At 58.6% G+C, this 19836-nt stretch carries 19 protein-coding genes and 2 pseudogenes; 7 read left to right on the top strand and 14 right to left on the bottom strand.

The features are described 5' to 3' along the window. Positions 1-528 precede the first annotated feature (528 nt). The 5 genes from glnT to ROG8370_RS03820 form a co-directional block, all read right to left on the bottom strand. On the bottom strand, positions 529-1836 hold the full coding sequence (gene glnT, locus ROG8370_RS03800; protein WP_085825747.1) for a type III glutamate--ammonia ligase: 1308 nt from the start codon (positions 1834-1836) through the stop codon (positions 529-531). A gap of 67 nt (positions 1837-1903) precedes the next feature. Further along, positions 1904-3241: an FMN-binding glutamate synthase family protein gene (locus tag ROG8370_RS03805; protein WP_085825748.1), complete on the bottom strand. Its 1338-nt coding sequence runs from the start codon at positions 3239-3241 to the stop codon at positions 1904-1906. A gap of 11 nt (positions 3242-3252) precedes the next feature. Then, positions 3253-3936 carry a GltB/FmdC/FwdC-like GXGXG domain-containing protein gene (locus tag ROG8370_RS03810; protein WP_085825749.1) on the bottom strand — a complete coding sequence of 228 codons (684 nt, stop codon included), beginning with the start codon at positions 3934-3936 and terminating at the stop codon, positions 3253-3255. A gap of 3 nt (positions 3937-3939) precedes the next feature. Then, positions 3940-4836 carry a class II glutamine amidotransferase gene (locus ROG8370_RS03815; RefSeq protein ID WP_085825750.1) on the bottom strand — a complete coding sequence of 299 codons (897 nt, stop codon included), beginning with the start codon at positions 4834-4836 and terminating at the stop codon, positions 3940-3942. A gap of 161 nt (positions 4837-4997) precedes the next feature. Continuing rightward, positions 4998-5648, bottom strand: a complete 651-nt coding sequence (locus ROG8370_RS03820) for a helix-turn-helix domain-containing protein (RefSeq protein ID WP_085825772.1) — start codon at positions 5646-5648, stop codon at positions 4998-5000. Positions 5649-5912: 264 nt separating this feature from the next. On the opposite strand from ROG8370_RS03820, the gene ROG8370_RS03825 reads away from it, so the two are divergent. From ROG8370_RS03825 to ROG8370_RS03840, 4 genes are read left to right on the top strand one after another with little or no spacing between them, the layout of a single operon-like run. Next, positions 5913-7328, top strand: coding sequence for a circularly permuted type 2 ATP-grasp protein (locus ROG8370_RS03825; protein ID WP_085825773.1), 1416 nt, complete (start codon positions 5913-5915; stop codon positions 7326-7328). 3 nt (positions 7329-7331) lie between these two features. After that, the gene (locus ROG8370_RS03830; protein WP_085825751.1) at positions 7332-8273 is read left to right on the top strand and encodes an alpha-E domain-containing protein; all 942 of its coding nucleotides are present in this window, start codon (positions 7332-7334) and stop codon (positions 8271-8273) included. Positions 8274-8276: 3 nt separating this feature from the next. After that, positions 8277-9077 (top strand): transglutaminase family protein, encoded by an 801-nt coding sequence (locus ROG8370_RS03835; RefSeq protein ID WP_085825752.1) that lies wholly within the window; start codon positions 8277-8279, stop codon positions 9075-9077. 16 nt (positions 9078-9093) lie between these two features. Further along, a complete protein-coding gene (locus tag ROG8370_RS03840; RefSeq protein ID WP_085825753.1) occupies positions 9094-9825 on the top strand; it encodes a proteasome-type protease in 732 nt (243 codons plus the stop codon). Here ROG8370_RS03840 and ROG8370_RS03845 read toward each other — a convergent pair. From ROG8370_RS03845 to ROG8370_RS20875, 5 genes and pseudogenes are all read right to left on the bottom strand, one after another. Beyond that, a complete protein-coding gene (locus ROG8370_RS03845; protein ID WP_085825754.1) occupies positions 9822-10463 on the bottom strand; it encodes a DUF3047 domain-containing protein in 642 nt (213 codons plus the stop codon). The two genes, ROG8370_RS03840 and ROG8370_RS03845, sit on opposite strands and share 4 nt — an antisense overlap. A 117-nt stretch (positions 10464-10580) precedes the next feature. Next, a pseudogene (locus ROG8370_RS03850) lies at positions 10581-11202 on the bottom strand (IS91 family transposase); the annotation flags it as partial. A 246-nt stretch (positions 11203-11448) separates the two neighbouring features. Beyond that, complete coding sequence (locus tag ROG8370_RS03860; RefSeq protein WP_245827190.1) at positions 11449-13149, bottom strand: extracellular solute-binding protein; 1701 nt, start codon at positions 13147-13149, stop codon at positions 11449-11451. After that, positions 13134-13394, bottom strand: coding sequence for a sensor histidine kinase N-terminal domain-containing protein (locus ROG8370_RS20870; protein ID WP_245827191.1), 261 nt, complete (start codon positions 13392-13394; stop codon positions 13134-13136). Before ROG8370_RS20870 ends, ROG8370_RS03860 begins: the two co-directional genes overlap by 16 nt. Before the next feature lie 213 nt (positions 13395-13607). After that, the gene (locus tag ROG8370_RS20875; protein ID WP_306372360.1) at positions 13608-13937 is read right to left on the bottom strand and encodes a winged helix-turn-helix domain-containing protein; all 330 of its coding nucleotides are present in this window, start codon (positions 13935-13937) and stop codon (positions 13608-13610) included. Positions 13938-14023: 86 nt separating this feature from the next. Between ROG8370_RS20875 and ROG8370_RS03870 the strand changes: the two genes are divergently transcribed. Further along, a complete protein-coding gene (locus ROG8370_RS03870) occupies positions 14024-14869 on the top strand; it encodes a tripartite tricarboxylate transporter permease (protein WP_245827193.1) in 846 nt (281 codons plus the stop codon). A gap of 144 nt (positions 14870-15013) precedes the next feature. Here ROG8370_RS03870 and ROG8370_RS03875 read toward each other — a convergent pair. The 3 genes and pseudogenes from ROG8370_RS03875 to ROG8370_RS03885 all read right to left on the bottom strand — a co-directional run bounded on the left by ROG8370_RS03875 (position 15014) and on the right by ROG8370_RS03885 (position 18295). Next, positions 15014-16175: pseudogene (locus ROG8370_RS03875) on the bottom strand (IS30 family transposase). 279 nt (positions 16176-16454) lie between these two features. After that, positions 16455-17039 (bottom strand): c-type cytochrome, encoded by a 585-nt coding sequence (locus ROG8370_RS03880; RefSeq protein WP_085825756.1) that lies wholly within the window; start codon positions 17037-17039, stop codon positions 16455-16457. Continuing rightward, positions 17039-18295, bottom strand: a complete 1257-nt coding sequence (locus ROG8370_RS03885) for a PQQ-dependent sugar dehydrogenase (RefSeq protein WP_085825757.1) — start codon at positions 18293-18295, stop codon at positions 17039-17041. The genes ROG8370_RS03880 and ROG8370_RS03885 overlap by 1 nt, the downstream gene beginning before the upstream one ends. A 485-nt stretch (positions 18296-18780) precedes the next feature. Here ROG8370_RS03885 and ROG8370_RS03890 point away from each other — a divergent pair, with 485 nt between their 5' ends. Both ROG8370_RS03890 and ROG8370_RS20480 read left to right on the top strand, forming a co-directional pair. Next, a complete protein-coding gene (locus ROG8370_RS03890; RefSeq protein WP_085825758.1) occupies positions 18781-19287 on the top strand; it encodes a response regulator in 507 nt (168 codons plus the stop codon). Positions 19288-19305: 18 nt separating this feature from the next. Continuing rightward, the gene (locus ROG8370_RS20480) at positions 19306-19452 is read left to right on the top strand and encodes a hypothetical protein (RefSeq protein ID WP_170925175.1); all 147 of its coding nucleotides are present in this window, start codon (positions 19306-19308) and stop codon (positions 19450-19452) included. Between the two features lie 34 nt (positions 19453-19486). Here the strand turns inward: ROG8370_RS20480 and ROG8370_RS03895 are convergent. Beyond that, positions 19487-19836 (bottom strand): integrase core domain-containing protein (locus tag ROG8370_RS03895; protein WP_139838036.1); only part of this gene is annotated, 350 nt, incomplete at its 5' end.

The raw sequence follows: 19836 nt of genomic DNA on the forward strand, positions 1-19836 counted from the left end.
CTTGTCTGGAGATTGGTCATGGAGTCGGGAACGGCGGTTTCCGATCAGACCCGCCAAGGCACTGGAGTGCTGGCCTTCCAGTGTACAGAAGTCCTTGGCAAAACCATGCTGAACCTTGACAGTTTCTAGCAGGGCTGCGGTGAATGCAGATATTCGCCGCGTTGTGTAGAATGCCTTGATAGGGTTCTGACGTGACCGCCGCAGCGCAGAACGGAAATGCGAATTAGCTACCAGTTGAAGGACCGCTTTCGGAATATGCGCAAATCAGGCTTGCAACCGCAGCGAATGACCGTTTCCCGCCCGACTTTCTGAATGCTGCGGTTGCAGCTGACGTGATCGTGCGGCTGCGGTGAAGGGCGGGTGCACGATTAAGGGGTGTTTTCTGATGAAAACATCTGCCAGCTATTTGATACAGGTCTGCGCCCTCTGGCATAAGACCCGCACAGGCGGTTGCAGATAAAAAACTGCGCCGGTCGCAAATGCGGGTCCGGCGCAGGTGCCCCGCCCTCGGGAAAAGGCGGCGGGGAGTTAGATGTCGAGCGTGTTCTCGCGTTCCCAACGTGAGAAATGCGAGACGAACGAATTCCATTCCTGATGCTTGAGCTTCATGAAGGCTGCTGAAAACTCGTCCCCGAGGGCGGATTTCAGCGCGCTGTCCTGATCGAAATACCGCAGGGCGTCGAGCATGTTGAGGGGCAGGGGCGGCGCATCCTTGACGGTGTGGCCGTCCTTGTACATGTCGATATCAAGCCGCTTGCCGGGGTCGGCCTTGGTGTTGATGCCCGACAGGCCCGCGGCGATGATCACCGCCTGCATCAGGTAGGGGTTGGCCGCGCCATCGGGAAGGCGCAATTCGAACCGCCCGGCGCCGGGGACGCGTACCATATGGGTGCGGTTGTTGCCGGTCCATGTCACCGTGTTGGGCGCCCATGTGGCCCCCGACATCGTGCGCGGGGCATTGATGCGCTTATAGCTGTTGACGGTCGGGTTGGTGATCGCCGCAAGCGCCGAGGCGTGTTTCATGATCCCGCCAAGGAAATGCCAGCCGGTGTCGGACATGCCAAGGTCGTGGGTGCCGTCGGTAAAGAGGTTGGTCTTGCCCGCCTTGTCCCAGATCGAGATATGCGCGTGACAGCCGTTGCCGGTCAGCCCCTGAATGGGTTTGGGCATGAAGGTGGCGCGCAGGCCGTGTTTCTCGGCCACGGATTTGACCATGAACTTGAAGAAGGAATGCTTGTCGGCGGTGGCCAGCACATCGTCGAATTCCCAGTTCATCTCGAACTGGCCGTTGGCGTCTTCGTGGTCGCTCTGATAGGGGCCCCAGCCCAGATCGAGCATGTAATCGCTGATCTCGGCAATCACGTCATAGCGGCGCATGATCGCCTGTTGATCGTAACAGGGCTTTTCGGCGGTATCGAACTTGTCCGAAACTTCGACCCCGGTGGGATCAAGCAGGAAGAATTCGGCCTCAATGCCGGTCTTGATGGTCAGCCCCTGTTCGGCGGCGGCCTCGATCTGGCGCAGAAGGACGTTGCGCGGTGCTTGCGAAAGCTTGGCGTCATTCATCACACAATTGGCGGGCACCCAGGCGACCTCGGGCTTCCAGGGAAGTTGAATTACCGCCTCGGGGTCAGGCACGGCAAGCATGTCGGGATGCGCCGGGGTCAGGTCAAGCCATGTGGCAAAGCCCGCAAAACCGGCGCCGTCCTTTTGCATGCCGGCAATCGCCTGGGCGGGGACCATCTTGGCGCGCTGTGCACCGAACAGATCGGTATAGGATACCATGAAATATTTTACGCCGTTTTCGGCGGCGAATTGAGCAAGATCCTTGGCCATGTCTTTGCTTTTCCCTGTTGTCGTTATCTGGTTGGCCCCCGGACATCTGTGCCGGGGGCAGTTATCTTCAGAACCCGCCCTGACCGGGAATCCACGTGGTGCCGGCAAGCGGCACGCGGGCCATTGCGGCCGCTTCCATCGTCAGCGCGCAGAGGTCTTCGGGTTCAAGGTTGTGCAGGTTGTTATGACCGCAGGCGCGCGCGATTGTCTGGGCCTCAAGCGTGAGAACGGCCAGATAATTGCGCAGACGACGCCCGGCCGCAACCGGATCAAGACGCGCCGCAAGGGCCGGGTCCTGGGTGGTGATGCCGGCCGGATCGCGGCCTTCGTGCCAGTCGTCATAGGCGCCGGTGGTGGTGCCGAGCGCGTTATACTCGGATTCCCACCGCGGGTCGTTGTCGCCAAGCGCGACCATGGCGGCGGTGCCGATGGCAACCGCATCCGCGCCAAGCGCAAGCGCCTTGGCCACATCGGCCCCGGTGCGGATGCCGCCCGAGATCACAAGTTGAACCTCGCGGTGCAGGCCCATGTCCTGAAGCGCCTGAACGGCCGGGCGGATACAGGCCAGCGTCGGCAGGCCGACATGCTCGATGAACACATCCTGCGTGGCCGCCGTGCCGCCCTGCATACCGTCAAGAACCACGACGTCGGCGCCCGCTTTGACCGCCAGAGTGGTGTCATAATAGGGCCGTGTGCCGCCGATTTTCACATAGATCGGCTTTTCCCAGCCGGTGATTTCGCGCAGTTCGAGGATCTTGATTTCAAGATCGTCGGGGCCGGTCCAATCGGGGTGACGACAGGCCGAGCGCTGGTCGATGCCCTTGGGCAGGGTGCGCATCTCGGCCACCCGGTCGGTGATCTTCTGACCCAGAAGCATGCCGCCGCCGCCCGGCTTGGCGCCCTGACCGATCACCACCTCGATCGCATCGGCGCGCCGCAGGTCATCGGGGTTCATGCCATAACGCGAGGGCAGCACCTGGTAGACCAGCGTTTTGGAATGGCCGCGCTCTTCTTCGGTCATGCCGCCGTCGCCGGTGGTGGTCGAGGTGCCCGCAAGGGTCGCGCCACGGCCAAGCGCCTCTTTGGCGTTGCCCGACAGCGCGCCAAAGCTCATGCCGGCGATGGTGACGGGGATATCAAGTTCGATCGGCTTTTTGGCAAAGCGGGTGCCGAGGGTGACGTTGGTGCTGCATTTCTCGCGGTAGCCTTCGAGGGGATAGCGGCTAATCGAGGCACCAAGGAACAAGAGGTCATCGAAATGCGGGACTTTGCGCTTGGCGCCGCCACCGCGGATATCATAGATGCCCGTCGCCGCAGCCCGGCGGATTTCCGAGTTGATCTCATTGGTGAAAGTGGCGGATTGGCGCGGCACGGTTTGGGGAATTTTCGGCGATTGATCAGTCATCTGAATGTGCCTCAGTAGGCCGACGCGTTGTCGACGTTGAAATTATAGAGCTTGCGGGCCGAGCCATAACGGCGAAATTCCGACGGGTCGGCATCGCATTCGCCACGGGCCAGTAGGTCGCGTAGGATCTCGATATGCTCGGGGCGCATTTCCTTTTCGATGCAATCCGCGCCAAGGCTCTTGACCGAACCGCGCACGAAAATCCGCGCCTCATAGAGGCTGTCGCCAAGCGCGTCGCCGGCGTCGCCGCAGACCACAAGGTTGCCCGATTGCGCCATGAAGGCCGACATATGGCCGATATTGCCATGTACGATGATGTCGATGCCCTTCATCGAGATGCCGCAGCGAGAGGCGGCATTGCCCTTGATCACAAGCGTGCCGCCGCGACCGGTGGCGCCGGCGTATTGGCTTGCGTCGCCGTCGATGATGACGCTGCCGGACATCATGTTTTCCGCCACGCCCGGCCCCGCATTGCCCTTGATGCGGATCGTCGCAAGCTTGTTCATGCCCGCGCAGTAATACCCGGTCGAGCCGCGCACGGTAATATCAAGCGGGGCATCGACGCCCACGGCAAGCGCGTGGCTGCCCTTGGGGTTGATGATTTCCCAGGCGGTTGCGTTGGTGTGTTCCTTTTGGGCGTGCAGCGTCGAATTGAGCGCGCGCAGCCCGTCGGCCTCTAGATCAAATGTCTGCATGGGTCAGTGCTTCCAGAAATAAACGGTTGAGGGTTCGGGCTCCCAGACGCGGGCGGTCTCAATACCCGGCAGGTTGACCATCGCGCGGTATTCCGAGCCGAAGGCGACATATTGATCGGTTTCGGCCATCACGGCGGGCTTGCAGGCAATCGGATCGCGCAGCACGCCAAAGCCGTCCTTGGTGCCGACAACGAAGGTGTAAAACCCGTCGAGGTCGTCAAGCGAGGCCTCAAGCGCGCCGCCGAGATCGGCACCGTTGGCCATTTTCCAGCTCAGGTAGGCGGCGGCGACTTCGCTGTCGTTTTCGGTCTCAAAGGTCATGCCTTCGCGGATCAGGCGGCGGCGCAGGCTGTTGTGGTTGCTGAGCGAGCCGTTGTGCACGAGGCATTGATCGGGTCCGGTGGAAAACGGATGCGCGCCCATGGTGGTGATCGCGGATTCGGTTGCCATGCGGGTGTGGCCGATGCCGTGGCTTCCCGACATCTTGGAAACCTCGAAGCGCGCGGCCACATCGGCGGGAAGGCCCACCTCTTTGAAGATCTCGATGCTTTCGCCCGAGCTCATGATGCGAAGATCAGGGCGCAGGGATTTAAGGGCGGCGCGCGCGGCGTCGGCCTTGTTGGCGTCGATCTCAAGCACCGCGTGGGTGTCTTTGACCGTCATTTCGACCGGCGCGCCAAGGGCGGCGGCAAGATCGTCTTTGAGCGTTGCAAAATCCGTGTCGGGATTGGCCGATTGCACGGTCATGGTCCATTTGCCGGCCTCTGCGCCGCCATAAATGGCGATGCCGGCACTATCCGGGCCGCGGTCGGTCATCGTGACCAGCATGTCAGTCAGAAGGGCGCCCAGCTGCGGTTCTAACGCGCTGTCCTTCAGGAATAAGCCCACAATGCCACACATGAGTCGGTTCTCCTTGGTTCATGTTTGAGAAAACTCTAGCACAGAAAACAATTGATTCAACTAGCAGGAAACATTTTTTCTTAACAAGCATAGAAAAGACAAAATCCGCCCGGCAATGCGGGGCGCATTCATGTCGTATTGGTCAGGCGCGAAGAGGGGGGTTAGTTGCCCTGAGGATAACAGATGATCGACAGATACCGCGCGGGCAGTTGCACAAGCCCGTCCGGGCCATGCGGCGCATCCGCGTCAAAGAACAGGCTATCGCCCGGTTCCAGCAGGTAGTGATTGTCGCCATGCCGGTAATCAATCACGCCTTCAAGCATGTAGAGCAGTTCAAGGCCGTCATGCTGAAACGTGGGAAAGACGTCAGAGGTTTCCGACAGGGTGATAAGGTATGGCTCGACCATGACGCCCGAGGCGTTGCTGCCGATATGGCCAAGCAGGTTGTATTGATGGCCAGAGCGGGTGCCGGCACGGTTGATTTCAACCGCATCCCCGGCTTTCACATGCATCGCCTCGCGGCGTTCTTCAAAGCGGCGAAAGAACGAGGTGATCGGCGTGCTGAGAGCATGCGCCAGAATTTGCAGAGTGGTCAGCGACGGCGAAGTAATGCCGTTTTCGATTTTCGACAGCATCCCGAGCGACAGGCCCGTCGCATTGGCCAGATCGGCCACGGTCATGCCTTTTTGGTGACGAAAGGCGCGCACTTCGCGGCCAATGGCGGATTCGAGGTTCCGCTCATTGAGGTCGCGTACCCGGTGCGGATCCTGGGCGAGTTCCGGCGTGTCGGCGGCGTCTGTGCTTTTGGTCATTCGAAAGCCTTGATCATACAGGTTCATACGGTTTTATGCAGCCCTTGCGGGTAACTCCAGCATTTCGTGCGCCATAAGTGGATTAAGGTGTCGCGCCTGCGCCCGATGGAAACGCCCAGTGCGGCGAGTCTTGTGCCGGAAAATCGCGCAAAACGCCTTATTCTTGTGCATTTCATGGGCGCGAAGGCGGCAAAACCGCGCGGTTTTATTCTTTGGTCCGAAAACAGCATTGCGCGCGCGGTGACGCAACGAAAGCATCAAATCATGGATATGTTTGATGAGATGCATGGTCATGACGGCGCGGTTCGCCGACCGTATAAGACCTTTGATGGCTGGCTGAGTCAGGAAGATGCGGGTCGCCTTCGCGCCAAGCAGCGCGAGGCCGAAGACCTGTTCCGCCTGACCGGGATCACCTTTAATGTCTATGGGCGGTCGGAGGCCGAAGAGCGGCTTATCCCGTTTGACATCATTCCGCGCATTATCGACGGTCGCGAATGGCAACGCCTTGAACGCGGGATCGAACAAAGGGTGCGCGCGATCAACGCCTTTTTGCATGACATCTATCATCGGCAGGAAATTCTGCGCGCGGGCCGTGTGCCGCGCGAGATGATTGCCAACAACGAGGCGTTCCTGCCTCAGATGATCGGGGTCATGCCGCCGGGCGGTATCTACACGCATATCACCGGGATCGACCTTGTGCGCACCGGGCCGGACGAGTTTTTCGTGCTTGAGGACAATGCGCGCACGCCCTCGGGTGTGAGTTACATGCTGGAAAACCGCGAGACCATGCTGCGGATGTTCCCCGAACTGTTCAGCAAGACACGGGTGCGCCCGGTGTCGGATTATCCGCGCAACCTGCGCCGGTCGCTGGCGGCCTCGGCGCCCGAGGGGTGTGACGGCACGCCGACGGTCGCGGTTCTGACGCCGGGGATATTCAACTCGGCCTATTACGAGCATGCCTTTCTGGCCGACAAGATGGGGGTCGAGCTTGTCGAGGGGCATGATTTGCGCGTGGTCGAGGGGCGCGTGGCGATGCGCACCACGCGGGGCTATCGCCCGATTGACGTGCTTTATCGCCGGGTCGATGACGACTTTCTTGATCCGCTGAATTTCAACCCGGAGTCGGCGCTTGGCGTGCCCGGCATCATGGATGTTTACCGCGCCGGGGGTATCACAATCGCCAATGCGCCGGGCACCGGGATTTCCGATGACAAGGCGATCTATAGCTATATGCCCGAGATCGTCGAATTCTATACCGGCGAGCGCCCCATCCTGCAGAACGTGCCGACCTGGCGGTGCAGCGAGAAGGAAAGCCTTGATTACGTGCTGGCTAACCTTTCCGACCTTGTGGTCAAGGAGGTGCACGGATCGGGCGGCTATGGCATGCTGATCGGCCCGGCGGCGAGCAAGAAAGAGCTCAAGGAGTTCGAGCGCAAGTTGCGGGCGCGCCCGAGCAATTACATCGCGCAACCTACCCTTAGCCTGTCAACCGTGCCGGTCTTTACCAAGGCCGGGCTTGCGCCGCGTCATGTCGATCTGCGGCCGTTTGTTTTGATGTCGAAAGACGGCATTCAGGTCACCCCCGGCGGTCTAACGCGGGTGGCGATGAAAAAGGGCTCGCTTGTGGTGAATTCGTCGCAGGGCGGGGGCACCAAGGACACCTGGGTGCTGGAGGATTAAGCGATGCTTGGAAAAACCGCCGGTGGCTTGTTTTGGATGGCGCGTCTGCTTGAACGCTCGGAGAATACCGCGCGGATGATCGAAACCGGTCAGCGCATCGCGCTGACCCGTGCCGGAAGTGGCGCCGATGACTGGATGTCGGTGTTGCAGGCCGGGGCCATGTCACAGGGTTACGTCGAGAAACACGGCGAGGTGACGGCCGATCTTGCGATCGACTGGATGCTGCGGGATCCTGATAACCCGGCCTCGGTCTTGTCGGTGGTCGGGCAGGCGCGCCAAAACGCGCGGCTGGTGCGCACCGCCCTGACCCACGAGGCGTGGGAGGCGGTCAATTCGTGCTGGATGATGTTGCAGGACGCGATGGCGCGCAAGGTGCGCGACCGCGATCTGCCCAAGGTGCTGGCTCTGGTGCGTGAACGAAGCGCGCTTGTGCGCGGCGCCATTCACGGCACCATGCTGCGCAACGAGATTTACGATTTCGTGCGCATCGGCACCTTTATCGAGAGGGCCGACAACACCGCCCGGATTCTGGACGTGAAATACTATGTGCTCTTGCCCTCGGCCGCCGCCGTGGGATCGCGGCTTGATAATGTCCAATGGGATACGATCCTGCGCTCGGTCAGTGCCGAGGGCGGGTATCGCATGGCGATTGGCCCCGATGTGACCCCGCGCGGCATTGCGCAGTTTCTGATCCTCGACAAATGCATGCCGCGCAGTCTTAATTTCTGTTGCGGCAAGCTGCGCGACAACCTGCGGTATCTGGCGAGCGACTATGACCTGCGCCTGCCCTGTCATCAGGTGGTCGATACCATGTGTCGACGGTTTCTAAGCCATGATATCAACGCGATCTTTGATTATGGGCTGCATGAATATGTGCAGGAGGTGCTGCAAAACCTGTCGGCGCTGAGCAACCAGATCGAGATTGATTACAGGTTCTACGGATAAGCCATGCGCCTTTTGATCAAACACACGACCCGCTATGATTATTCCGCCCCGGTGCCCTACGGGGTGCAGCAAATTCGCCTGTCGCCGAAACCGACGCGCGGTCAGGTCGTGCGCGACTGGAAGATCACGGTCGAGGGCGGGCAACAGCAGGTGGTCTTTGACGACCACCACCGCAATCATGTCATCCTGTTCAGCTTTGAGCCCGAGGTGACACAGCTTGTCGTGCGCGCCGAAGGCATTGTCGAGATGAGCGATACCGCCGGGGTGGTTGGCGTGCATCAGGGGCTTGCGCCGCTCTGGCTGTTTCAGAAGCCGACCGAGCATACCCGCGCGGGCAAGGGCTGTCGCGAGTTGGTGCGGATGGTCGAAGGCGATAGCGATCTGGAAAAGCTGCACGACCTGTCGACGCGCGTTCATGGCGCGATTGCCTATGAGACCGGCAAATCCGAAATCGCCTGGAGTGCCGAGGATGCGCTCGCCGCCGGGCATGGGGTCTGTCAGGATCACGCGCATGTCTTCATTGCCTGCGCGCGTGCGATGGGGCTTCCGGCGCGCTATGTTTCGGGGTATTTGCGGATGGATGGCCAGGACGAGCAAAGCGCGACCCATGCCTGGGCCGAGGCGCATGTCGATGGATTGGGCTGGGTCGGGTTTGATGTCTCGAACGCGATTTCGCCCGACACGCGGTATGTTCGGGTGGCGACCGGTCTTGATTATACCGAGGCCGCGCCGATTGTGGGGCACCGCTATGGGCTGGCCGAGGAACGCATGGATGTGTCGCTTCGCGTGACGCAGCAACAGTAAGGGAAGGGTTGCGCAGGTGACCTATTGTGTCGGGTTGGTCCTTGATCGCGGGATCGTTTTCATGTCGGACACCCGCACCAATGCCGGGGTCGACAATATTTCGACCTTTCGCAAGCTGCACCGTTTCGATGTGCCGGGCGAGCGCGCGCTTGTCATGATGACGGCGGGCAATCTTGCCACCACGCAGGCGGTTGTCAGCCTGCTTGAGGAACGCACCAAGGCGTATGACGATCGCGACCCCTCGATCCTGTCTGTGCCCTCTATGTTTCAGGCCGCGCGCCTTGTGGCAGAGACCCTGCGCGGGGTGATCGACACCCACGCGAGCACCGGGCAGCGCGCCGATTCCGGCTTCAACGCGACGGTGATCCTTGGCGGTCAGATCAAGGGCGGTCCGCCGCGTTTGTTCCTGATCTATCCCGAGGGCAATTTCATCGAGGCCAGCGTCGAGACGCCGTTTTTCCAGATTGGCGAGACCAAATATGGCCGCCCCATCCTTGTGCGCGCCTATGACCGGGACATGAGCTTTGCCGATGCGATGAAGCTGATGCTGGTGAGCTTTGATTCCACCATCAAGGCCAACCTGTCGGTCGGTCTTCCGCTGGATGTGTGTTTTTACGACGCCGATAGTTTCAGCAGTGACAATACCCTGCGGATCGAGGCGGATGACCCGTATTTCGCCACCATTTCCGACGGTTGGGGCGATGCCCTCAAACTTGCGTTCGAGAGCCTGCCGAACCCCGAGATCTAGCGAAGTTTGAGATTGCCAAGCGCGGCGCGGATGACGCTATTGGTGTCGTCGCTATCGCCGGACACCGCCAAGCCGACAAGCGCGCCTTTTTCGCCGCCAAAGGCACGGCTGTAATCCGCGGCAAGATCGACGCTTTCACTATGCGAGCCGGTGCTGGCCTGACGCAGGGCAATGGTGACGCCCTGTCCGGCGGGGCCATAGGGCGACGGGATCACCTGTCCGCGCTGGTGATTGCCGCCCCAGGCGTATTGAATGATCCGCACCTCATCATTGCCAAGAAGGCTTTTGATATTGGCGTTTTGAAGTTTGGGCGCGGTGCTTTGCGGCACGAACACGAAATAAAGCGAGATATTGCGATCATCGCCGCCCTTTTGGGAAAGGTCCGTGGGCGCCACCGACTGATCGACGGTCCAACTCCACGAGGCGCCGCTGGTTTGCCAATCGCTTTGGGCAATCCGGGTCCAGGCGAGCGAGATCGAATCGTCTGACACCATGCTAAGGTTGGTGCCGAACCGGTAGTCGTTCGAGCTGAACAAGGACAGGCGTTGTTCGCGCCAGCCGTTGTCAAAGCTGATCGAGCCGGCCGAAGCCGTGGTCGCGAGAAGGGCGACGATCATAGAATATACCGTAAGGCGCATGGGTCACTCCGTTTGACGATGTAGGGTTACATAGGGTTTGCACGCTCAAAGTACAGGGCAGGGGAACAAGACGCGCATCGCGGTGCCGCAGCAGCCTGCGGCCCTGGTGCCGAGCGGGGTGGCGCTGGTCAGCAGACCGTAGTGGCGTATACGGTGAAAACCGTCAGGCAGCACATGGATCAGGAACCGGCGGATGAACTCGCCCGTGTTCAGCCGCATGACCTTCATGCGATCCCCGGACTTGACCCTGTAGTCCTTCCATTGACAGGCAACGGTTTGGGCATCAGCGCTGATAATGCGGCTGTTTGAGATTGCTATCCGATGTGTATAACGGCTGAGATATGCCAGAACGGCTTCCGGTCCGCCGCCAGGCACGATCATATGCACAGGCGGATGATGCGTCATCGCTGATCCCCAAGTATGCAGGACACTGGTCATGCCAACACGGGCACCAAGGCATTTGGGATCGGCGGCGATGGTTGTCACCGTTTCTGCCGACGCTCTGAACAAGAGGCCGTAGATCACCTTCTTGTTCCAATAGGCGATCTTTGCAATCTCGCCGGGGAACGTGAAGACCAGATGGGAATACTGCCACCGGCAGCAGATCATCTACCCGCGCCGCCATCCAGTCACGCGCGGCTGGTCCCTGACACTTCGGGCAATGCCGGTTTTTGCAACTGTTATATGCGATATGATGGTGATCGCATTTGGTGGAAGCCGCCACATGCCCGCCGAGCGCCTTTGCCCCGCTCGACATGGATCAGCATGCGGTCCCTGTCGATGTCCCGCACCTTAAGGTTCGTCACCTCAGAGGCACGCAGACCCGCGCCATTGCCGCGAGAGCGGCTTAGTCCAGGAGACCATATTGACCGATGCTGCCTGGCGTCCAAAAGTCCGCTTTCGGTTAGAAATCAATCTATGATTGGCATTATGTCATAAAGCGAGGGCGACGGGACCGGTGAGAAACCAGTTCGTCGAATAGCTTTCATCGTGAACTCCGCAGTGAGGCATCCCATCCTTCCAAAAAATTGTTCTTTTTGAGATTGTCGAGATATGTTAGCAGACCAAGTCCAAGTCCAAGTCCAAGGCAAATGGGCAGGAAACTGCCCTCTTGGGCCCGCAATTGAGCGAAGGCCCAGCCGTCAATTTTCGCAACCTCAAGAATCGGAATGAGTTGCGATTGGGTTGCGATGACGCGCTGTCCGTCTTCGGAGATCAAGAACATTACAAAGAGTTCGGCAGCGGCAGGATTGGGCAAAATTTCGGGTATAAACGCGCTGCGGGCCATGACAAGATTGTAGTCAGACAAGAAATGCTCCCCCACGCGTGGGTCTTGGGCCGCCAGCGACATCGCGTAAGAACCAATCACGTTGATCGCAAGCGAGATTTCGCCAGATGCTGTCGCCGCCGCCATATCAGAGGTGCAGCAAAACGTCCGCACGCCACTTTGACCAAGGATCTCGGTGATCCGCTGTGCCTGCACCCCCTGTTCGGCATCTTGCGTGGCAAAAAGATAACCAATTCCAGAGCTGCGAAGGTCGTAAATGCCAATACGCCGCTGCAGCGTTGTTCCATGGTTGCGAATGAAACTGGCCAGTTCGCGGTGTTCGTTGGCCAGATCTTCAGGGGCAACCAATTCGCTGTTGTAAACAATAACGGCCGACTCAAAAGTGAACCCAAAAAGTTCGGAACGCCAGATGGACCACTCTGGCAGTGCTTCGAATTCGGGCATATCGAGCCGTCTAGCAATACCCCGGTTAACCAAATCGACCTGTAGATCCATCGCCGAGCTGATAACCACGTCAGGTGCCGCTCCAGCCAACATAGCCTCGTGCAACGCAACCGTCTGGTATTCTTCATACACAATCGTCACATCGGGATTGCGCGCCTCGAATTCTGCGATAACGGGCGCCATAGCGGGGGTATCAGTGGCACTAAATATTGTAATGGTCTGGGCCATTGCACCGCCGGGCCCTGCGTCTTCGACCTTCAGCGCCAATGCATCATCTTCGATGTCCAGTGTGATGTCGATCGTGTTGTCGGGCGGGCCATGGCGGATCGCATTGTCAATGAGGTTGCGCAAGGCTTCGCGGATCGACAGCGCATCCGCAATCAACATGTCTTCGCCATCTGGAAGGTTATCCGCATCAAACGTTACCATGATGTTGCGCATTCTGCTGTCACGGAGCATTTCGGCAAGCGTGTCATGCACGACAGGTTTTAGCGCGATCGGATTCAGCGTCGCGCGGTCAGATCTGTGGATCACCATCTCATTCGCCAAAAGCTGATTGGTTAACCGCACAGTGCGCTCGGCCTGCAACTCGGAGCGGACGAGACGCGCATGCATTTTCTTCGGATCCTTGGAATCGACAGCCAAAGACAAATGACCTTGGAGGGCAGAAAGCGATGTGCGCGTCTGGTGCGCGACATCGGCGATAAAGCCTTCGGTCAGTTTCAGGTTTCGATCAAGGCGAGCGATAAAGCTGTTGATCGCTTCAAAAAGACCGCTGATTTCGCGCGGAGAAGCCCCCTTGACAGGTGTGAGGTCGCCGGGCGGACGCGCGCGTAAATCGGCTTCGATCTGGCGTAATGGAGAAAGCGCGCGCCGGATTGCAAGCCAGACAAACCCAAGGCCGATCAATGAGATGCCGGCCAAACCTGTCATCCCGTTCAGAAAAAGAGACAATTGCTGCGCGTGCCTTGCTTCAAGGGTCTGGCCAATCTGGACTGCGACCCAAAGCCGCCCATCTGGCGCCCCTGTAAGACGAAGCGGAACGGATCGCCGTAAGGTGCATCAAAAAAGACGGGCGTTGACAGCAATCCCATATCCGCAGGAATTGACAGATCGCTCGCGCCTGTAATCACACCTGTATCCGGCGAGAAAACCCGGTAGACTACCCGGTCATCCGGCGCGAGTGCGAGGATCTCCATGGCCGAAGACGGCAGGTCAACCGACGGACATTGGGGCCGGGTGGTACGCGCTCCAAGACCGCCAATGCCGTCCCTGCCAGCAAGAGGTCATATGTCCGGTTCGCGGCACCGCGTGCATAGTTCCAAAGCAACAGCGAAATTATGAGTAAAAGTATTATAAATCCGAGCGCCATCATCGACAAAAGGCGCCGCTGAAGTGAATAGCTGCGGGCTTTACTCGTCATCGGCGACATAAGCCATGTACCCAAGGCCGCCGGGGGTTTTGATCACGAGTGGCGTTTCATGCAGTTTGTGCCGCAGTCGAGTGACAATCTGCTCGACCGCATTCATGCTTGGGCTTTCGTCAAAGCTGTAAAGTTTGTCCGCAACCTCTTCCTTGGTCAGCATCCGGCCAAGGTTGTTGATCAATATCTCAAGCATTTGGACCTCGCGGGCGCGAAGATCGACATCTTTACCCGCGACAATGGCACGTTTGGCCGCTCTGTCGAAAGTCAGCCCACCTGATACAAAAATATTGCTGGCTGTGCCTTCTCGCCGGAGCAGCTATTTCTTGCCTTCTTTATATACTTTGGCGTCCGGACGCCGAACCCTTTGCGGTTGCAAAATACACTTGGTTCAGGATCGCACTGATGGTGGTGTTGCTGTTCGCTTATGCCGAACTTTATGAACCGCTCGGCTTCATCATCTCAGCAATTCTCTTTGGCCCGCTACTCGCATCCGTCGCCGTTGGGTTTTCACCCGCGAACTACGTTGCGCTCATGGTCTTTGCATTTGCATCCTTGACCTCACTTGTTGGCAAAAGCACGGTCAAGACATTACTCGGCGCTCTTATCTGGCTGATGCTGGCGACCATAGGCATCGATGCCAATACTGGCGTGCCGCGCTTTACGTTCGGGATACCCGACCTGCTTGCAGGCATTGATTTCCTGATTGTCGTGGTCGGCCTGTTCGGGATGGCCGAACTGCTCCACCTCGTTGAACAGCAAGTGAAAGGGACGCTAAAGTCCCTGCCTGTCGACAAAAGTTTTGTGCAGGCCGCAGACATCATCAAGCTGCGATGGACGATCCTGCGATCCTCTTTCATCGGCGTCTTACCCGGCACCGGCGCTTCTGTCGCCTCGGCGGTTGCTTATGGCACCGAAAAGCGTCTGGCGGGACCAGAGGAAGCAAAGAGCTTTGGCACCGGCAACATTCGCGGTCTTGCCGCGCCCGAAGCGGCAAATAACGCAGCAGCTGGCGGGGCGATGGTCCCAATGCTGACGCTTGGTATTCCCGGCTCGGGGACCAGGGCGATCTTGCTGGGGGCACTCTTGATGTTCAACGTGCAGCCTGGGCCGCTTTTGTTCACGCAAAAGCCAGAGATTGCATGGGGTCTTGTGGCGTCCATGTATATCGGCAACGTCGCCCTTCTGGTGATCAACTTGCAATGGGTCGACTGGTTCAACAACCGCCGCCTGCTTGAACCCATCGGATAAATCACACCAACAGAAGCAGAGGAAGCATTCTATGCAAACATGAACTTGCTCGATAAAGTCGCTTGAGAAGAACTAAACAGTCTCCGGTAAAACCGGGGCGGTTCATACCATTGAAGGCATAAATGTCCGCTTCGCTCTGCGGTTTCAACGGGTCGCTGCAACACAGGCTTCAAATTTCTCTGCTGGAGTATGGTATTGCAAGGTCTTTCTGGGCCGCTCATTGAGCTGGCGCGCGGTTGCGCTGAGTTCGGCCTGACGAAAGCCTGATATATCAATGCCTTTGGGGAAGTATTGCCTGAGAAGTCGGTTGGTGTTTTCGTTACTGCCGCGCTGCCACGGAGACTGAGGATCAAAAAAATAGACGTCGATTTTGGTGGCCATGGTGAACTTGCGGTGCCCTGCCATCTCTGATCCGCGATCCCAAGTCAGCGATTTGTAGAGCTCCCTGGGCAGTTTTCGCGCTTGCTTGATAAGGGCCGTGATGACGCTTTGGATGTCTTTGTTCTCGACCTTCGCCAACATCACAAACCGGGAATGGCGCTCGACCAGTGTGGCAATATAGCTGTTGTTTGACCCCACGATCAGGTCGCCCTCCCATTGACCCGGAACCGCCCGATCCTCGACCTCAGGAGGGCGTTCACTGATCGGAATTGCATCCTTGATCTTGCGCAGCTTAAGCCCCTTTTGGGTCACATGGCGAGACCGTCTGATTGCACGCGGACTGCGCAGGCACTCCTGTAATTCCCTCTTCAAAACCCCACGGGTTTGAACATAAAGGCTGCGATAGATCGTTTCGTGGGACACGCGGCGTTGCGCTTCGTTTGGATGCTTGCGCTTGAGCCAACCAGCGATCTGCTGGGGTGAGCACTTCCGGCGCAGCTTGCGCGCGATCAGTTGGCACAAAGGATCGGTTGAAAGAGAGCTTACACAACTTAGGCCGCGTTGAGCAGTCCCAAGCGCGCTGATCTGAGCTCGCCGCGCGATAGGCTTGACGTCCACCATTTCGGCCAACCTCACGGCTGATTGTCGAAGGAGACCGGTTCAGTTTTTGCGCGATGGATCGAAACGACTGCTTTGCGACCAACCCACGGGATATCTCCTCCCGTTCCATCAGGCTCAAAGCATATCGAGACCGTCGGCGATCAGGTGGCCGGATTCCACCAAACTGCGCCAAATGAGGGAAGATCGAAGACGACGCGCGATTGAAATGACGCCCAATCGAACTCATCGACTCGCCGCGCTGCCAGCGGTCCCACATCTCTGACTTCTGTTTGTTCGTATAAAACGTCCGCTTGCGATACTTCATGATAAACACTCCATCTTCTTCAAAAGATTAAAGTGTTGCGACCACCCGTTGAAACCACAGGGGCACTGTGAACCTTCGGACGAAGTTAAGCGAATGACCGCTCTCCGCCCTTGATGTCAAATGCTGCACTTTTCACCAACGACGTTTTTGGGCTCGTAGTCGACTGTCGCGGCAAGGCTTCGGCAAGTGTGCCTATGCGAGGTTCCTGCTCCTCAGCGAGGTCCGCCCCGGCCACTCCAGGTAAGATCATGCGCTTGTCTGGCGCGCGGCAGGCCGGGGTTATTGGGGTGGGTTTACCTTGAAATCGACGGCGGCGTACCACTCGGCGACGGCGCGGATTTCGGCGTTCGTCATCTCGGCGGCGATCCCGGTCATGATGTCATGGGTGCGCTTGCCGGTGCGGAACGCCTTGAGCTGGGTGTCGATATACATCGTCGTTTCGCCCGCAAGATTGGGGGCATCCTCGATCTGGGCGATGCCGTCGACGCCGTGACAGGCAACACAGCCTTCGGGCGCATCGTCGGGCGATTGGCGCGCGGACAGTGCGGCGACCGGGGTCTGGCTACTGTACCAGGCGGCGAGGTTGGCGATGGCGGTATCGTCAAGGTTTTTGGCCACGACGGTCATCATTTCATGCACCCGCGTGCCCTCGCGGAACGCGGTCAGCTGATGGGTGATATAGGCCGGGTTCTCGCCGCCGATATGCGGCGCGATCGGGATTTTGGCAAAGCCGTCGATGCCATGACAGGTGCGGCATTGACCGGCGAGCTTGCGCCCGGCCTCAGGATCGCCAACGGCCTCCTGGGCAAGGCCATTCTGGGCGAGGAAAACCCCGCCCAGAGCCAGAACACATGCCTTGAGCATCAGTTGCCCTCGTACCAGATGCGATAGATAGCGCCGGCAAGGTCATCCGAGACCAGGATCGAGCCGTCGCGCAGTTGCGCCACGTCGACCGGGCGGCCAAGGTATTCGCCGTTCTCGTCGATCCAGCCTTCGGCAAAGGGCTCCATCGTGGCGGTGCCATCTTCGGCGATATGGGTGACCATGACGCGCGCGCCAACCGGATCAGTGCGGTTCCAAGAGCCGTGCTGGGCCGAGAAGATGGCGTTCTTGTAATGCGCGGGGAACATCTTGCCGGTGTAGAAGGTCATGCCAAGGTCGGCGGCATGGGCCACGGTTTCAACTGCGGGCATCACCACATCAACCGGCACCTCTTCGCCCTTGTACTCGTTGGTGCGCACCGAACCGCCGCCATACCAGGGATGGCCGAAATGCTGGCCTGCCTCGGTCTGGTGGTTAAGCTCGCCGGGGGGGATGTCATCGCCCATGCCGTCGACCTGATTATCGGTCCACCACAGATCGCCGGTTTCGGGGTGGAAATCCTGGCCGACCGAGTTGCGCACGCCATAGGTATAGACCTCGCGGCCGGTGCCATCGGTGTTCATGCGGATGATACCGCCGATTCCCCATTTGGTGTTGAGTTCGAGGTTTTCCTTCGGCGCGACGTTGAACGGCTGGCCGAGCGAGATATAGATCTTGCCATCCGGGCCGATATCGCACACCCGCGCGGTGTGGTTGAAGCTTTCCTGTTCTTCGGGGATCAGGTCACCCTGAGCCACAAGATTGAAGGCCGCCACATCGGGGCTTTCGTAAAAGAATTCCGCAGCAGGGAACAGCAGCACGCGGTTTTGTTCGGCAATGTAGAGAAAGCCATCCTTGGAAAAGCATGGGCCGTTCGGGATCGAGAACTTGAGCGAGGGCGCGAAATCCTTGACCTCATCGGCGACGCGATCCTTGTTGCGGTCGGTCACCGACCAGACCTTGTCTTTACGCGTGCCGACAAAGGTCACCACGCCCTGCGGGCCGACGGCCATGTGGCGCGCATCGGGGACAACCGCGTAAAGGCCGATCTTGAAGCCCGCCGGAAGGGTGATGCCCTCAAGCGTCTTCTTGATGCCATCGGCATAGGCGCCGCTTTGCTCGATAAAGGTAAAATCGGTCACGCCGGTCGATTGAAAATTCGACAGCTTGTCGAGGTTGTCGGGCACATTCGCGCCCTGTGCGTGGCCTAGCCCGGCCATCAGGGCGAGCGCGGCGATGGATGATAGCAGATGTTTCATGTGGTTCCTCCCATTTGAAAATCTTATGTGTTTGATCGTTGTGTCAGGGCGACAATCGGGTCGCCAGGTCTTGCAATCGAAACGCTGAACCGGCGCGCGCTCCCCCCTTCGCAGGCCAGTGAAAATACCTCTTACGTTGCATTCACAAGACGCGAGCGTAGCCTAGATTTCCCAAAGAGCAAGGCTTTGATGGGGGTGTTTTCTACGACCAAAGTAGGACTGTCATGCCAGTTGCAAGGCCCTGATGCGCGCCAAATTGGCGTGGTCTTTTTAACCGTTTCTTAGTCCGGATTTGGCATTCTGAGGCTCAGGCTGTGATGGGCTCGCTTTTTGAGACTTGTCATTGGGCGCGAGTTAATGGGCTTTGGGGCTGCGCTTTGTGAGGCGCCACAATGTTAGCCAAATGGGGATTGCCCCCGGCATATATTCCGCTTTGACGCCGTAAAAGGCGGCAGGCGCGGCATAGTTGAAAAAGGAAGACGCCGATGAAAGATAGGGCAAAAGACATCCAACCCTCTCAGCTTGTCGTTCCGAGCCAAAAACATCTTTTGTCGGTGTTGTTTGTGGATGATGACCCTGTTGATCGTCACCGGATCATCACCTTTTGCAAAAAGACCGGCCTGAATTTCAAGGCCGAAGAGGCAGTTGATCTTGCGCAAATGGCGGCGGCGCTTGATCGCTATCAGTTCGACCTTGTGTTCCTTGACTATCATCTTGGCGTTGAAACCGGGCTTGAGGCGCTTGCACTTGTCAAATCGCATGGTCGACAAAAGAACGCGATCCCGATCATGGTCACAAGTGTTGGTGAACATGACATCATCGTCGAAGCGATGCGCTCTGGTTGTGCCGATTACCTGATCAAGGACGAGTTGAGCGCCGAAAGCATTCGCAAGTCGGTGACCATGGCGATCGAGCGCAGTGTTCTGTTGGCCGCTATCAGTTCTGAACACTCCACACGCGCAGCGCTTGCAGAGACCGTTGACCGGTTTTAACGGGCAAGTGCGCCGGATATGCGGGCGATCATGGCGGCAATGTTGCGCCGGGCTCGAAGTCTGCGCGGGGATGCGGCGACCAACCCGAACATTGCGCGTAACCTTCAGGGGCTGGAAGACGATTGCGCCAATCTGTTTGGCTATTTCGATCAGGTCAACGGGTAATCCCCCCATTTTTAATGGGGTCCAGCCGTAGAAATCACGCAGCTGTTTTCAGTTTCATAGCGGGTGTTATGCCGCCGATGCCCATGTTGGGGCGCTCATTGTTGTAAGTCCAGAGCCATTGCGTAGCCTGATCCTGTGCCTCCTCGATGGTTTCAAAAATGTATTGGCTCAGCCATTCGCCGCGAACTGTGCGGTTGTAGCGCTCGATATAAGCGTTTTGCTGGGGCTTGCCGGGTTGGATGTATTCGAGCCTAACGCTATGTTTTTCAGCCCATTCCATGAGCTTGCCACTGACATATTCGGGCCCATTATCAACACGAATGGCCTGCGGCTTTCCGCGCCACTCGATGATCTGATTCAGGCTGCGCACGACGCGCTCCGCAG

Origin of the sequence: Roseovarius gaetbuli (assembly GCF_900172365.1) — a bacterium.
GTDB classification, from domain to species: domain Bacteria; phylum Pseudomonadota; class Alphaproteobacteria; order Rhodobacterales; family Rhodobacteraceae; genus Roseovarius; species Roseovarius gaetbuli.

What these genes read in the sequence shown, in the direction of transcription:
- glnT (WP_085825747.1), bottom strand. Translation starts at nt 1,836, where the DNA reads ATGGCCAAGGATCTTGCTCAATTCGCCGCCGAAAACGGCGTAAAATAT.
- ROG8370_RS03805 (WP_085825748.1), bottom strand. Translation starts at nt 3,241, where the DNA reads ATGACTGATCAATCGCCGAAAATTCCCCAAACCGTGCCGCGCCAATCC.
- ROG8370_RS03810 (WP_085825749.1), bottom strand. Translation starts at nt 3,936, where the DNA reads ATGCAGACATTTGATCTAGAGGCCGACGGGCTGCGCGCGCTCAATTCG.
- ROG8370_RS03815 (WP_085825750.1), bottom strand. Translation starts at nt 4,836, where the DNA reads ATGTGTGGCATTGTGGGCTTATTCCTGAAGGACAGCGCGTTAGAACCG.
- ROG8370_RS03820 (WP_085825772.1), bottom strand. Translation starts at nt 5,648, where the DNA reads ATGACCAAAAGCACAGACGCCGCCGACACGCCGGAACTCGCCCAGGAT.
- ROG8370_RS03825 (WP_085825773.1), top strand. Translation starts at nt 5,913, where the DNA reads ATGGATATGTTTGATGAGATGCATGGTCATGACGGCGCGGTTCGCCGA.
- ROG8370_RS03830 (WP_085825751.1), top strand. Translation starts at nt 7,332, where the DNA reads ATGCTTGGAAAAACCGCCGGTGGCTTGTTTTGGATGGCGCGTCTGCTT.
- ROG8370_RS03835 (WP_085825752.1), top strand. Translation starts at nt 8,277, where the DNA reads ATGCGCCTTTTGATCAAACACACGACCCGCTATGATTATTCCGCCCCG.
- ROG8370_RS03845 (WP_085825754.1), bottom strand. Translation starts at nt 10,463, where the DNA reads ATGCGCCTTACGGTATATTCTATGATCGTCGCCCTTCTCGCGACCACG.
- ROG8370_RS20870 (WP_245827191.1), bottom strand. Translation starts at nt 13,394, where the DNA reads ATGGAGATCCTCGCACTCGCGCCGGATGACCGGGTAGTCTACCGGGTT.
- ROG8370_RS03870 (WP_245827193.1), top strand. Translation starts at nt 14,024, where the DNA reads ATGGTGGTGTTGCTGTTCGCTTATGCCGAACTTTATGAACCGCTCGGC.
- ROG8370_RS03880 (WP_085825756.1), bottom strand. Translation starts at nt 17,039, where the DNA reads ATGCTCAAGGCATGTGTTCTGGCTCTGGGCGGGGTTTTCCTCGCCCAG.
- ROG8370_RS03885 (WP_085825757.1), bottom strand. Translation starts at nt 18,295, where the DNA reads ATGAAACATCTGCTATCATCCATCGCCGCGCTCGCCCTGATGGCCGGG.
- ROG8370_RS03890 (WP_085825758.1), top strand. Translation starts at nt 18,781, where the DNA reads ATGAAAGATAGGGCAAAAGACATCCAACCCTCTCAGCTTGTCGTTCCG.
- ROG8370_RS20480 (WP_170925175.1), top strand. Translation starts at nt 19,306, where the DNA reads ATGCGGGCGATCATGGCGGCAATGTTGCGCCGGGCTCGAAGTCTGCGC.